The organism is Peptoniphilus sp. Marseille-Q6390, assembly GCF_965119475.1.
Genome location: NZ_CBCPLS010000001.1, coordinates 147,739 through 162,605 on the forward strand (window position 1 = coordinate 147,739; position 14,867 = coordinate 162,605).

Consider the following 14,867-nt stretch of genomic DNA (forward strand, 5'->3'; position numbering starts at 1 on the left):
GGAGGACAAATGGCTCAATATTCACTTGCTTCATATTTCCAAAATATGAAGACAATTGGTAATCCTTTAAAAGCAGTAGATGAAGAAAACTTCAAACAACTTAGAGAAATTGAAGAAGAAATCCAAGAATTTGCTCAAAAGGCTCTTGCTGCTGGTAAACCAGATGAAAAAGTAAACGAACGTGGCGAAATGACAGCACTTCAAAGAATTGCTGAACTTATCGATGAAGGCACATGGTGCCCACTAAACACAATTTACAATCCTGGTGAGAATGATCACGGAACTACAGGTATCGTAAAGGGTCTTGCTAAAGTTGACGACAGATGGGTTTACATTGTTGCCAGCGATAACAAGAAACTTGCAGGTGCTTGGATTGCAGGACAAGCTGATGACCTTCTTAGAGCATCAGATACTGCTGAAAGACTTAGAATTCCACTAGTTTATATCCTAAACTGTTCTGGTGTTAAGCTTGACGAACAAGAAAAAGTTTATCCAAACAGACGTGGTGGCGGTACTCCATTCTACAGAAACTCTAGACTTAACCAATGTGGAGTTCCTGTAATTGTTGGTATCTATGGTACTAACCCAGCAGGTGGTGGATACCACTCAATTTCACCTACAATTATTATTGCTCACAAAGATGCAAACATGGCTGTTGGTGGAGCTGGAATCCTTGGCGGTATGAATCCAAAGGGATACATCGACGAAGAAGGAGCTAACCAAATTGCAGATCAAACTGCAAATGCTAAGAAAACAACTCCTCCAGGATCAGTTGGCGTTCACTTCGCTCAAACTGGTTTCATGAGAGAATGTTACGTTGAAGAAGAAGGTGTTCTTGAAGGAATTAGAAAGTATCTTTCAATGCTTCCAAAATTCCAAAGAGAATTCTTCAGAGTAGACGATCCGAAGAATCCTCTATACGATCCTAACGACATGTACTCAATAATTCCACAAAATGGTAAAAAAGCATATGACGTTTATGACGTAATTTCAAGACTATTTGATGGTTCTGAATTTATGGAATACAAAAAGGGATACGGAAGAGAAATGGTAACTGGACTTGCAAAAGTTAACGGACTTTTAGTTGGTGTTGTAGCTAACGTTCAAGGTCTATTAATGGGCTACCCAGAATACTACAATGATCCAAAACACATCTCTATCGGTGGAAAACTTTATAGACAAGGTCTAATAAAGATGAATGAATTCGTAACACTTTGTGCTAGAGACAGACTTCCTATCATCTGGCTACAAGATACTACTGGTATTGATGTAGGTGATGATGCAGAAAAGGCTGAATTACTAGGACTTGGTCAATCACTTATTTATTCAATTCAAAACTCTGACCTTCCACAAATGGAAATTACAATGAGAAAGGGTACTGCAGCAGCTCACTATGTACTTGGTGGACCTCAAGGAAATGACACTAACGCATTCTCACTTGGTTCTGCAGCAACTGAAATCAACGTAATGAATGGAGAAACAGCAGCAACAGCAATGTACTCTAGAAGACTTGCTAAGGATAAAAAAGCTGGAAAAGATCTTCAACCTACAATTGACAAGATGAACGATTTGATTCAAGACTATGCTGAAAAATCAAAACCATTCTCTTGTGCTAAGTATGGTCTAGTAGACGAAATAGTAAACATGAATCTATGGAGAAACTATATCATTGCTTTCACTGAAAGTGCTTACCAAGATCCAAAATCTATTTGTCCAGTTCACCAAATGCTTACTCCAAGAATCATTAGAGACTACGATAGACTAAATAACATTAAATAATAAAAAAATATGACAATTTATTGGATAATCTCAAAAGGATTATCCAATATTTTTGCATATGACCACATACCTTACTATAAGTAAATAATAATATTTTAAACTTATAAATAGTAAAGTCTCAAGTCCATGAAAGCCTGATATTTTCAACTTCTTAGCTACTGGGTTTTTTGACAAAGATACATAAGTATAGTAGAATTAAGAAGAGTAAGATATTAATGTTAAATAAAGAGGAGATTGTATGGCAGAAGCTATTTATACAATGGGCGTCGATATCGGTTCGACAGCCTCAAAGAGTATTATTTTAAAAGATGGCAAGGAGATTATTTCAAGCTCTTGTATAGATGTAGGAGCTGGAACTAGTGGTCCATCAAGAACTATAAAAGAAACTCTAGAAAATGCAAACCTGACAAGAGAAGATATTTCCTATATTTTAGCTACTGGATACGGAAGAACTTCACTAGAAGAAGCTGACTTCCAAATGTCTGAACTTTCTTGTCACGCTAAGGGCGCATACTTCTTATTCCCAAATGTTCGCACAATCATTGATATTGGTGGACAAGATGCCAAGGCTCTAAAAATTGGAGACAATGGTATGCTTGAAAACTTCGTTATGAATGACAAGTGTGCAGCTGGAACTGGAAGATTCCTAGATGTTATCGCAAAGGTTCTTGAAGTAGATGTTTCTAAACTAGAAGAGTTAGACAAACTGTCAACTAAAGACGTTAGTATTTCTTCTACTTGTACAGTTTTCGCCGAATCAGAAGTTATTTCGCAACTGGCAAGTGGAACGAAGATTGAAGATATAGTTAAGGGGATTCACAAATCAATCGCCGCAAGAGTTGGTTCTCTTGCAAAGAGGGTTGGTTTAAATGATGACATAATATTCACAGGTGGTGTTGCTCTAAACAAGGGTATGGTAAGAGCCCTTGAAGAAAACACAGGTCACAAGATCTACACTTCACCTTTATGTCAACTAAATGGTGCTCTTGGTGCAGCGCTATTTGGATATCAAAAATGTAAATTAGAAAAGTTAAAAGAAAAAAAGGCTAATGCATAATTTATTTTAGGAGGTAAACTATGGCTGAAAAAATTCAAAAAATACCTGGTAAAAAACCAAGACCAATCGAAGGAAACATTCCTGCAGCTCAAGCGCTAAGAAATGTAGTAGATAGAGTTTACGGAGCAGCATGGGATGCTAAAAAAAGAGGAGAACTAGTTGGATGGTCATCATCTAAATTCCCTATTGAGCTTGCAAAGGCATTTGGACTACACGCTGTATATCCAGAAAACCACGCAGCTACAACTGCAGCTAAAAAAGACGGTTTAAGACTTTGTCAAACAGCTGAAGATATGGGATACGACAACGACATTTGTGGTTACGCAAGAATTTCACTTGCTTACGCAGCTGGAGAACCAACTGACTCTAGAAAGATGCCACAACCAGACTTCGTACTTTGCTGTAACAACATCTGTAACATGATGACAAAATGGTATGAAAACATTGCAAGAATGCATGACATTCCAATGATTATGATTGACATTCCATTCCAAAACACAGTTGATGTACCTGAAGAAAAAGTTGATTACTTAATGGGCCAATTTGAATATGCTATTCACCAACTTGAAAAACTTACTGGTAAGAAGTTTGATGAAAAGAAATTCGAAGAAGCTTGTAAAATTGCAAACAGAACTGCTGCTGCATGGTTAAAGGCTTGTTCATACATGGCTTACGAACCATCTCCACTTTCTGGATTTGACCTATTTAACCACATGGCAGACATTGTTGCTGCAAGATGTGAAATTGATGCAGCTGAAGGCTTTGAACTTCTAGCAGCTGAATACGAACAATCAGTTAAGGAAGGAACTTCTACTTGGGAATACCCAGAAGAACACAGAATCCTATTTGAAGGTATTCCTTGCTGGCCAGGACTTAGACACTTATTTGAACCACTAAAACAAAATGGAGTTAACGTAACTGCAGTAGTATATGCACCTGCTTTCGGTTTCCAATACACAACTGTTAGAGAAATGGCTGCAGCTTACTGTAAGGCACCTTGTTCAGTATGTATCGAAGATGGTGTTGAATGGAGAGAAACAATGGCTAAAGAAAACGGAGTTTCTGGAGCACTTGTTAACTACAACAGATCATGTAAACCATGGTCAGGAGCAATGCCTGAAATCGAAAGAAGATGGAGAGAAGACCTTGACATTCCAGTAGTTCACTTTGACGGTGACCAAGCTGACGAAAGAAACTTCTCTGAAGAACAATACAAGACAAGAGTTCAAGGTTTAGTTGAAATTATGAACGAAAGAAAGGCAGATAGAATCGCTAAGGGCGAAGACATCTACACTAACTTCGAAAACACTAAAGAAACTGACTGGTCTAAGACTACAATTTAATAGGGGTGCAAAATGACTGATATTAAAGAATTATTAAAAGAATTTAAACATATAGCAGAAAACGGAAGAGAACAAATCGACAAGTACCTTGCAGAAGGTAAAAAAGTAGTTGGTGTTTTCCCTTACTACGCACCTGAAGAAATCATCTATGCAGGTGGACTTGTACCTTATGGAGTTTGGGGAGGACAAGGCCCAATTGATAAGGCTAAAGAATATTTCCCAACATTCTACTACTCACTAGCACTTAGATGTCTAGAAATGGGTCTTGACGGATCACTTGACGGACTTAGCGCATCAATGATAACAACACTTGATGATACACTAAGACCATTCTCTCAAAACTACAAAGTTTCTGTTGGTAGAAAGATTCCTATGGTATTCTTAAACCATGCACAACACAGAAAAGAAGAATTTGGTAAAAAATACAACGCTACAATCTTCAAACAAGCTGCTGAAAGACTTGAAGAAATTTGTGACGTTAAGATTACTGACGAAAACCTTAAGAAGGCTTGCGAAGTTTACAACGAAAACAGAGCTCTTAAGAGAGAATTTGTTAAACTATGTGGAGACTATTCACAAACAATTAAGGCATCAGACAGAAGTAACGTTCTTAAGGCATCACACCACATGCTAAAAGACGAACACAACAAGATGTTAAAAGAACTTATTGAAGCACTTAAGGCTATGCCAAAAGAAGAATGCAAGGGACCAAGAGTAGTAACTTCTGGTGTTATCACTGATAACCCTGCACTTCTTCAAGTACTTGATGACTTCAACATCTGTGTAGTTGCAGACGACGTTGCAAGTGAATCAAGAGGATTCAAGGTTGATGTTGATACTTCAATCGAAGATCCATACATGGCACTTGCTGACCAATTCGCAAGAATGGACGAAGATCCAATTCTTTACGACCCAGACATTTGGAAGAGACCAAAATATGTTGTTGATCTAGCAGTTGATAATGATGCTGATGGTTGTCTAGTATTCATGATGACATTCAACGACACAGAAGAAATGGAATATCCATCATTAAAACAAGCTTACGAAAAAGCTGGTATTCCACTAATCAAACTTGGTTATGACCAACAAATGACTGACTTTGGTCAAGCTAAGACACAACTTGAAACATTTGAAGAAATGGTTCAACTTAATAGAATGTAATAAAATAATATAAATTTTAAGGCGCCTGATGATGGGCGTCTTTTTTTGATTTCTTGTGTGAAAATATTTTTGAGTATGGAGACTTTAGGAGTTAATAATTATTGAAAATAATAAATTACTAATTCCAAAGCCACAAAAAGTTAATGATTAGTAAAGTCATAATTAGCTAGGTATTTGTAAAATATAAGAAGTCAAAAATTCGTAAAACTTTATGAAAAAATTTTTATAGGGAATAAATGAGTTGCAAAATTTTAAAAAGCTGTGGCAAGTATCAAAATAAAACTTTAAAGACAGTGGGACAAGTATTAAGGAAGAATGTTTAATGAGATAGGGAAAAATAATAAGATAAAGCTTTAAAGACACCGGTCGAAACATATTGATAAAAACTTTATAGTCCTTCATTGTAAAAGGCGGCCTATATGATAAAATTAAATTAAAATAATTTGAGGAGTTAGTATGAAGGAGTTCACCAGAGATTATAAGATAGATTTAATAAAATTCTTTGCTATAATAGCAACTATTGCCATCCACGTCCTTGCACCTGGATCAGCCTACGACATGGGGACTATGACCTGGAAATATTTTTTATTTGCGGGATCCTTCTTTAGGTTTTGCGTTCCAGCCTTCTGCATGGCAAGTGGTTATCTTCTCTACACAAGAGGCGAGATATCTTATGAGAAAGTTGTAAGACAGGTTATAAAATTTTTCATTTACTTTATTTTAGCAGAAATCTTTTACAGAACTTTGTCCTGCCTTTCTACAATTTTCCACTACCACAAGCATCTTGAACTTGGTGCCATGGTATCCGACATCTTAGATGGGAACTTTAAAAACCACCTCTACTATATTTTTATAATAATTTTTATCTATATTTTTGCTCCCCTTGGGAATTTTCTTGTGAAGAAGGAAGAGGGCCAATTAAAATATATCTTGGGAATTTGGATTATAATTTCGCTTACAATAAATTTTACAATAACAGTCTTTAACATAAGGATTATTAAAATCCTAAAGTTTTATGAACTTAGCGGGGCCTACAACTATGTGATGTTTGCCCTTTTGGGAGGATATTTTAAAAAGTATAAGTCCAAAATTCTTGACAGGAAAGCAGGTTTTTATATTTTTATTTTTCTCGCATCTTATATCCTCTTGGTCTTAAGTGTAATTAAAATGAGTGGACAAGGCTTAAATCTTTACGCCTGGGAAGGCAACAACATCTTGATCTTTGGTCTGGCCTATTCGCTTTTTGCCCTATGCATGAAGGCGAAAATCGAAAGTCAAAAGCTAAAGACTTTTCTAAGGATAGTTTCTGAAAATATTTTTGTGATTTTTATAATCCACTTGGTATTTCTGGACTTTTTGGGCAGCCGTGGGCTAACTTATGTAAACTTTGCTGGCTTAAGCAAGGTCCTAGTTAGCATCCTAGAAGTTATGGGGATTTTTATTATTTCTCTTTTAACTTCTATAATCTTGAGGTCAATAAAAAAGAAATTAAACTTGAGAATTTTATAAAAACTAAGGATAAAGAAAGTAGGTAATTATGGAAATATTAATTTTAAGGGAAGAAGATATTTTAAAGGCAGTTGCCATCAAAGATATAATTGAGGCAGACAAGGAAGCCCTAAAAAATTACAGCGACGGAGGGTCGGACATACCTCTAAGGACTGTAATTGATGTAGACAAAGACTCATCAAGCACTGCGATTTTTATGCCGGGCTACATCAAGGACAAGAATGCCCTTGGCATGAAGATAATCGACATCTATCCAGATAATATTGAGAAGGGACTTGTTACATCTCCATCAACAATGATCTTAATTGATAAGGACAATGGATTTGTAAAGGCAATCATCGATGGAACAATCCTTACAAGACTAAGGACGGGAGCAGTGTCAGGTGCAGCAACAGAGGTCTTAGCCAATAAGGATGCAAGATCCTTTCTCTTAATAGGTACTGGTGGCCAAGCTGGGACTCAGCTTGAGGCAGTCCTTGCAGTAAGAGATATAGAAGAGGCCTACGTTTTTGATGTTAACTACGAGAGAGCAGAGGCCTTCGCCAAAGAAATGAAAGAAAAATTAAAAAAATATGGGGCAAAGATACTTGCAATTAAAGAGCTTGATGAAGTCTTAGGAGATGTGGACATAATAACTACTGTTACCACTTCTAAGAAGCCTGTATTTGATGGCAATATGGTCAAGAAGGGTGTTCATGTAAATAGCGTCGGGTCTTACATTCCTGACATGCAGGAAACTCCTCCAGAGCTTTTGGTAAGGGCTGACAAGATTTTCACTGATACAAAGGAAGGTGTAATTGAAGAAGCAGGAGATGTTATCATCCCCATGAAGGAAGGGAAAATTTCTAAAGAGAAAGTTGCTCACGAACTTGGTGACCTCCTACTTGGAAGAGAAGTGGGAAGAGAGTCAAAGGAAGAGATAACTTGGTTCAAGACTGTGGGCTTCGCAGGTCTAGACCTTGTGGCAGGCGAAAAGATTTACCAACTTGCTAAGGATAAGGGAATAGGTACTAAAATTGAAATGTAAAATAAATTAGAAAACTGTCAGAAGTCTGACAGTTTTTTTGTTGTTTAATTTACAATTGTAAAAATGCAATAAAAAACTGTTGCCCAAAGCAACAGTTTATAATTAATATTAAGCTTCTTTAACAACAGTGTTTTCTTCGAAAGCTCTGTTGTCAAGTTTTTCCATACCAGCTGGAACTTGAACTTCATGAATGTTATTCTTTCTGAATGCATACATGTCGATTTCCTTAATGTTCTTAGGTAAGTTTACTTCTGTAAGGTTGTTCTTGTAGAAAGCACTTACACCAATGAATTCTACTGTATCAGGAAAATCAATTTCACCGATTTGGTTTAGTGAGAAAGCATTGTCACCGATAAATTCAACTTCTTCTGGTAACTTAACGTCAGTTAATTTGTTTCTGTAGAAAGCGTAAGCGTCAATCTTTTTAACTGAATCAGGAATTTCTACTTCAGTAAGGTTGTTAACACCAAAAGCTTCGTATTGGATTTCTTCTACAGTTTCAGGAATTACAACAGAGTTAAGTTTTCTTCTAAAGAAGCATTGTTCTCCAATTACTCTGATCTTAGTTCCGTCAGGTCCTTCAGTAGGCACTACCATATCAAATAATTCTTCATTTTTGATTTTGTCTTTGCCCTTTCTTGTCATTCCCTTTAAAACATCGCCGTCAAAAATAAAATCATCAAACTCCCAAGGTTTTTCCATATTATGTACGTCCTCCCCCTAATTAAAAATTTTTCTTATATATATTATAACATAAGGACCAAAAATTATAAAGGAAGCTTGTTAATTAGGCGAAGGATGAACACTTTTTATGATAAGAAAAATCTTTTTTACTAATAGTTTATTTAAAAAGATTTTTCTTACTATATATAAAAATTTATTGGCAAAAAATTATTTATCAAAAAGTCCTATAAAAAGGATTTCATAAATTTTTAAAATTTGTATTAATTAAGGGAAGTGACTAAGTTATGAAAATTTGTAGAGCTTATGGAAGTAGAAGAATAAATAATTTTAAATAGAAGAAATTAAAATTTAATGTAAAAGATAAATTATTTATTGATAAACAATAAATAATTATTGAAAAACATAAACTTAAATATTATAATAAAGAAAAAGAAAGGAGCTTATCATGAAATCTTTTAGAGTTAAATTTATTGGGGGACTTTTGATTCTTGCAATTTTTACCTTAACTTGTGGACTCTATGGAGTTTATAAATTTGCTAAGCTAGTGTCAGGAATCTACCCCATGTTTATGAATATGCAGTATCCCATGATGGTCTTGTGTCAAGCCATGGTCTTGGGACTTATACTTGCCCTAGTATTTGGACTCTTGGCATTAAAAAATTATGGGAAGGACAAAGTTTTTGAGAGGAAGACACTTTTTAACCTTCAAGTAGTGGCCCTTTCCTTTATAGGAATTTTTCTTTTATCTATCCTCGCAATAATTTACACCAACTTCAACCTCCAGGGTTCCATAACAAATCTTATTTTTATTGGGACAGGTCTTGTGTCCATGCTTGTGGGACAAATTTTTCTTCTCTTGTGCGATATGGTTAAAGAAGGCATAGACTTGAAAGAAGAAAATGATCTTACGATTTGAGGTGGACTATGGGAAAAATAATTGTTGATTTAGACGTTGAACTTGCAAAGAATAAGATGACTTTGACAGAATTGTCTGAGGAAGTTGGCATTAGTCTTTCAAACCTTTCTATCTTAAAGACAAATAAGGCTAGGGCCATAAGGTTTTCTACCCTTTCAGAAATTTGTAGGGTCTTAGACTGTCAAGTTGGAGATATTTTACGTTACGAGGGTGATGAAGATGACCGATAAAAAATTTAAAAATATTTTAATTACAATGTTCATAATTTTTCTTGCCGCTATACCACTTTTATATTTTTTGTCTGATCCAAGAGATCAGTCAGTGAAGAAAGTGGAAAATGAATTTGGCATAAGCCTTCCAAAGTCAGTGAAAAGGGAAAGAGAACTATATAAGGAGCCAAGCTTTCATGGAGACGGCGAAGCTGCAATTTTATTTTCTTTTGACAAGAAGGACCTTGGAAAAATAAAAGAAGAACTAGAGGATTATGAGATTACAGATGAAAATAGAAAATCCCAAATAGAAACTTGTTACTTACAAGTTAAAAAGAGAGGATTTGATCCTTCTCTTGATTTGAATAATAAAATTTATTTCAAAGCAACTTCCGAATATGTCTTTGAAGGAATGTATGGAAATTTTGTTGCCCTAATACTTGATGAAGACAAGGGAGAAATTTTATTTTTAGAATGGGACACTTAAAGTAAAACTGATAAAGAAAATCAATTGGATTTTTTAAAAAAGGGACTCGAAAAGAGTCTTTTTTTAATGAAAAGAATCGGAGAGCTTTCTCTAAGTAAAAAATTAAAAATATATACTTATAGGTTTTTAAACCAACTTTGAGGGGTATTTCTTATACGAAAGCTTTATATGACACATTAAAGTAAAGTAAGGAGTGTAATATGACTAAACCAAACATTAATTTAGATAAAAAGTATGGCCTATTTATTGGCGGAGAATTTGTTGAAAGTGAAAATGGAGAAACTTTAGATGTATTTTGTCCAGCTGATGGAGAAAAACTTGCATCAATTGCCCAAGCATCTGAAGCTGATGTAGACAAGGCTGTTAAGGCAGCTTGGGAAGGCTTCCACCAATTCAAAAAGACAAATAGATATGAAAGAGCAAAAATCTTAAACAAGATTGCTGATATTATTGATGAAAATGCTGACCATCTTGCCATGGTTGAAACTCTTGACAATGGTAAGCCAATTAGGGAAACAAGAAATGTTGATATTCCACTAGCATCTGAACACTTTAGATACTTTGCAGGAGCAATCCTAGCTGAAGAAGGAACTGCTAATGCTATTGACGAAAACACATTATCCATAGTTCTTCGTGAACCACTTGGAGTTGTTGGTCAAATTATCCCATGGAACTTCCCATTTTTAATGGCAGCATGGAAATTATCTCCAGCCTTAGCAGCAGGGGACGTAGTTGTAATTAAACCATCTTCAACAACTTCACTTTCCCTATTAGAACTTATGAAGTTGATAAAAGATGTAGTGCCAAAGGGAGTTATTAACGTTGTAACAGGATCTGGATCTAAGTCTGGTGAATACCTACAACACCATGAAGGACTTTCAAAACTTGCCTTCACTGGATCAACTGAAGTTGGCTACAAGATTGCAGGAGCTGCAGCAGAAAAATTAATTCCAGCTACCCTAGAGCTTGGTGGAAAGTCTGCTAACATCTTCTTTGATGACTGCGACATGGATCTTGCAATAGACGGTCTTGCTATGGGTATCCTATTTAACCAAGGTCAAGTATGCTGTGCAGGTTCAAGAGTTTTCGTTCACGAAAATATCTATGATGAATTTGTTGAAAAGGCAATTGAAAAATTCAAGAAGATCAAGGTTGGTCTACCTTGGGAAGAAGACACTCAAGTTGGAGCTCAAGTAAACAGATCACAAACTGAAAAAGTTCTTGGTTATGTAGAAGTTGCAAGAAAAGAAGGAGCAACAATTGCTGTTGGTGGCGAAAAGGCTACAAAGAATGGCACAGAAAATGGTTACTTCACAATGCCAACTCTTATCACAAATGCTGACAACAATATGCAAGTTGCAAGAGAAGAAATCTTTGGACCAGTTGCAGTTGTAATTAAGTTCAAAGATGAAGATGAAGTTATTAAGATGGCAAATGACTCAGACTATGGTCTAGCAGGAGCTGTTTGGACAAGAGACATCAACAAGGCAATTAGAGTTGCAAGGGCAATTGAAACTGGTAGAGTTTGGGTTAACACTTACAACCAACTTCCAGCAGGTGCACCTTTTGGTGGCTACAAAAAATCTGGTATTGGTAGAGAAAACCACAAGATGATGCTTGATGCTTACTCACAAGTTAAGAACATCTTCATTGATACTTCTGAAAAATCTTCAGGACTTTACTGAGAATAAATTTTATAAATAAATAGAATAATCAAAAAGAGGGCTTATAGTTTTCACTATAGCCCTTTTTTGTTGCTTAAAATTTTAAATTAAAATAATTTTAAAATTAAAAGATTTATAATTTTTCTTACATGCCTGCGCTCATCTTAATGGCAATGTCTAAGAACTTCGTAATAATTAGTGCATTTGAAATATTTGAAATAAATCCACCAATTACTGGAACAACGAAGAAGGCAAGCTTAGAGAACCTATACTTGTCACAAACTGTCTTCATAGTTGTCATTGAAACTGGAACAGCACCTGTTGAGAATCCAAGGTGACCTACTGCCATAACAGCTGAGTCATAGTTCTTGCCAAGTAGTCTAAATGTTAAGAAGTAAGTGAATACTAGAACAAGAACAACTTGTGCAAGAAGAAGAACGATTAGTTGAGGTCCTAGGTCTGCAAGTTGCCATAACTTCATACTTACAATTGACATTGAAACGAAAAGTGCAAGAGAAAAATCTCCAACAGTGTCAATTGCTTCAAGAAGTGAATCTTCAACTCTTCCTGTCTTATCAAGGAAGACTCTCACAAGAATACCACCAAGCATACAGCAAACGTGAATTGGAATGTTAGCACCAATTTTTTGTAGGCCCAAGAAAATTAATTGGCCAATACCACAAGCAAGAACCATCATGTTTACAGAAGAAATCATAGTCTTCTTGTTCATCAAAACAGTTTTAGCTGTATCAACAAGAGTGTTTTGTTGATTATCTAGTTCTGGATCTTCAAATCCAAATTTCTTAACGATAAAGTTACCGTAAGGTCCGCCAATAAGTGAACCTGCAATAAGTCCAAAAGTAGCAGATGCAATGGCAACTTCCATGGCAGCAGTTTGACCAGCTTCAACAGCTATTGGTGCAAAACTTGCAGCGTTACCGTGGCCACCTGTCATTGGGATTGAGCCAGTCATCATTGAGATAAGTGGGTTAACTCCCATTAGGCCACCAACTCCAAGTGCAACTGCATTTTGACAAGCTGCAAGTAGGGCAGCTAAAGCTGCAAAGATAACTACAAGCTTTCCACCTTGTTTTAAAAGTGAAAGGCTGGCTGCAGCTCCACTAGCCGCGAAGAATAGACAATAAAATAAAGTGTTAACTGTCTTAAAATCAAAGTTAGGTTCCATTATGCCTGCGTAGTATAAAATCATAGTAATAATAGATACAATAGTGCCACCAACTACGGCTGAAGGCAGACAGTACTTAACTAAAACTGGAAATTTCTTTCTCATGAAATCTCCCAGGTAAATGGCTAATACGCCAAGTAGTAGAGTTTCGAACATGCCGAACTCGATTACCATTCTTTCCATATTTTTTCCTCCTAAAAAATTTATTAATATATCAATATATTAACCATTTGATTATAAGGGATAAAGCTTATCAAGTCAAAGACTCTATCAAATTAATACACGAAAAATTTAAAAATTAAATAAAATTTTTATAAAGCTTTCAAAACTTTCTCATAATAGCATACAAAAGTACAAAAAGCGCTATAAATGTGATAAAATTATAATTATTAATAAGAAGAAAAAGCAAAATTTATAAACAGGAGTGATATTATGACAATTGTAAAACCATCAACCCTTCCAGGTTTTATGGAACTACTACCAAAGGATCAAATTCTCTTTAACGAGATGAAAGACATTATAAGAAAAAATTTTGAAAAGCACGGCTTTTTGCCCATAGATACTCCAGTTATAGAAAAATCTGAAGTCCTACTAGCAAAGGGCGGTGGAGAAACTGAAAAACAAATTTACAGGTTCTCAAAGGGAGACACTGACATGAGTCTTAGGTTTGACTTGACAGTTCCCCTAGCAAGATACACTGTAGAGCACATGAACGACTTATCCTTCCCATTTAAAAGATATCAAATAGGAAAAGTTTACAGGGGAGAGAAGGCTCAAAAGGGACGTTTTAGAGAGTTCTACCAATGTGATATTGACACAATTGGCATGGGAGAACTATCCCTTGTCAATGACGCAGAGTTCCCAGTTGTAATCTTCCACACTTTTAAGGACTTAGGCTTTACAGATTTCACAATCCACCTTAATAATAGAAAGATCTTAAAGGGCTTCTTCTCATCACTTGGCATCGAAGACTCCATGAATGTACTTAGGACAGTAGACAAGCTAGATAAGATTGGTGAAGAAAGTGTCCTTGAAGAACTAGGAGAAAATGGAATAGGAAGAGATTCTGGAGAAAAAATCCTAGAATTTATAAAAATCAAGGGAACGGTAGATGAAATTCTTGAACAACTAAGAGAATTAAAAATAGAAGATGAAATCTTCCAAGAAGGACTTGATGAACTTACACAAGTTGTTGGATACATGAGGGACTTTGGCATAGACGAGGACTGCTTTGACATTGACCTAAAGATTGCAAGAGGTCTTGACTACTACACAGGCACAGTTTATGAAACTACTCTTGATAACTATCCAAAGATTGGATCAGTTTGCTCAGGTGGAAGATACGAAGACCTTGCAAGCTATTACACAGACAAGGCATTGCCAGGAGTTGGGATTTCCATTGGACTTTCAAGACTTTTCTACCAATTAAATGAAGCAAAAATAATTTCTAGTGAAGAAAAATCTTTAGTTGACCTTTTAATTATTCCAATGGATGATTGCATCCACGACGGAATTAAACTCCTAAGTGAACTTAGAGAAAAGGGAGTAAGGGTTTCTGTTTACACAGAATTTGCAAAATTAAAGAAGAAATTCAAGTACGCAGACCAAACAAAGGTGGACTATGTAATAGTTCTTGGCGAAGAAGAAATAAAAACTAGAAAGTATAGTTTGAAGGATATGAAGACAGGAGATCAGGAAGAAGTTACATTTGATGAGTTAGTTGAAAGATTTAAGAAGTAAGTGCGAGTCACAAGTCTGATGCTCATTTTAGAGTCGCATCAGACTTGTTCCCTGCATAAGGTTCTTCATCAGCTCAGCCATCGATAGGATCGGCTTCACTGTGAA

The 14,867-nt window shown here is 35.7% G+C and carries 13 protein-coding genes; 11 read left to right on the top strand and 2 right to left on the bottom strand.

Annotation, left to right across the window (positions count from 1 at the left end):
- The first annotated feature begins 9 nt into the window (after positions 1-9).
- The 6 genes from ACWPVO_RS00755 (at position 10) to ACWPVO_RS00780 (ending at position 7,876) form a co-directional block, all read left to right on the top strand.
- Positions 10-1,779, top strand: coding sequence for an acyl-CoA carboxylase subunit beta (locus tag ACWPVO_RS00755; RefSeq protein ID WP_005956976.1), 1,770 nt, complete (start codon positions 10-12; stop codon positions 1,777-1,779).
- A gap of 238 nt (positions 1,780-2,017) precedes the next feature.
- Positions 2,018-2,836, top strand: coding sequence for an acyl-CoA dehydratase activase (locus ACWPVO_RS00760; RefSeq protein WP_250342506.1), 819 nt, complete (start codon positions 2,018-2,020; stop codon positions 2,834-2,836).
- 20 nt (positions 2,837-2,856) lie between these two features.
- Positions 2,857-4,179 (top strand): 2-hydroxyacyl-CoA dehydratase subunit D, encoded by a 1,323-nt coding sequence (locus tag ACWPVO_RS00765; protein WP_148464763.1) that lies wholly within the window; start codon positions 2,857-2,859, stop codon positions 4,177-4,179.
- A gap of 12 nt (positions 4,180-4,191) precedes the next feature.
- On the top strand, positions 4,192-5,340 hold the full coding sequence (locus tag ACWPVO_RS00770; protein WP_250342505.1) for a 2-hydroxyacyl-CoA dehydratase subunit D: 1,149 nt from the start codon (positions 4,192-4,194) through the stop codon (positions 5,338-5,340).
- 456 nt (positions 5,341-5,796) lie between these two features.
- The gene (locus tag ACWPVO_RS00775; protein ID WP_454205897.1) at positions 5,797-6,849 is read left to right on the top strand and encodes an acyltransferase; all 1,053 of its coding nucleotides are present in this window, start codon (positions 5,797-5,799) and stop codon (positions 6,847-6,849) included.
- 28 nt (positions 6,850-6,877) lie between these two features.
- Complete coding sequence (locus tag ACWPVO_RS00780; RefSeq protein ID WP_454205899.1) at positions 6,878-7,876, top strand: ornithine cyclodeaminase family protein; 999 nt, start codon at positions 6,878-6,880, stop codon at positions 7,874-7,876.
- 108 nt (positions 7,877-7,984) lie between these two features.
- On the opposite strand, the gene ACWPVO_RS00785 is transcribed toward ACWPVO_RS00780, so the two are convergent.
- Positions 7,985-8,578, bottom strand: coding sequence for a leucine-rich repeat domain-containing protein (locus ACWPVO_RS00785; protein ID WP_250342502.1), 594 nt, complete (start codon positions 8,576-8,578; stop codon positions 7,985-7,987).
- Between the two features lie 427 nt (positions 8,579-9,005).
- Here ACWPVO_RS00785 and ACWPVO_RS00790 point away from each other — a divergent pair, with 427 nt between their 5' ends.
- From ACWPVO_RS00790 to ACWPVO_RS00805, 4 genes are all read left to right on the top strand, one after another.
- Positions 9,006-9,476 (top strand): DUF2975 domain-containing protein, encoded by a 471-nt coding sequence (locus ACWPVO_RS00790; RefSeq protein ID WP_250342501.1) that lies wholly within the window; start codon positions 9,006-9,008, stop codon positions 9,474-9,476.
- Positions 9,477-9,484: 8 nt separating this feature from the next.
- Complete coding sequence (locus tag ACWPVO_RS00795) at positions 9,485-9,706, top strand: helix-turn-helix domain-containing protein (RefSeq protein WP_060799809.1); 222 nt, start codon at positions 9,485-9,487, stop codon at positions 9,704-9,706.
- Positions 9,696-10,172: a hypothetical protein gene (locus tag ACWPVO_RS00800; RefSeq protein WP_454205902.1), complete on the top strand. Its 477-nt coding sequence runs from the start codon at positions 9,696-9,698 to the stop codon at positions 10,170-10,172. The genes ACWPVO_RS00795 and ACWPVO_RS00800 overlap by 11 nt, the downstream gene beginning before the upstream one ends.
- A 200-nt stretch (positions 10,173-10,372) precedes the next feature.
- Positions 10,373-11,857, top strand: coding sequence for an aldehyde dehydrogenase family protein (locus ACWPVO_RS00805; RefSeq protein WP_454205904.1), 1,485 nt, complete (start codon positions 10,373-10,375; stop codon positions 11,855-11,857).
- Positions 11,858-11,981: 124 nt separating this feature from the next.
- On the opposite strand, the gene ACWPVO_RS00810 is transcribed toward ACWPVO_RS00805, so the two are convergent.
- Positions 11,982-13,205 carry a sodium/glutamate symporter gene (locus ACWPVO_RS00810; protein WP_454205905.1) on the bottom strand — a complete coding sequence of 408 codons (1,224 nt, stop codon included), beginning with the start codon at positions 13,203-13,205 and terminating at the stop codon, positions 11,982-11,984.
- Positions 13,206-13,454: 249 nt separating this feature from the next.
- On the opposite strand from ACWPVO_RS00810, the gene hisS reads away from it, so the two are divergent.
- Entirely contained in the window at positions 13,455-14,762 is a 1,308-nt protein-coding gene (gene hisS / locus ACWPVO_RS00815) for a histidine--tRNA ligase (protein WP_454205907.1), read from the top strand.
- Positions 14,763-14,867: the final 105 nt, after the last annotated feature.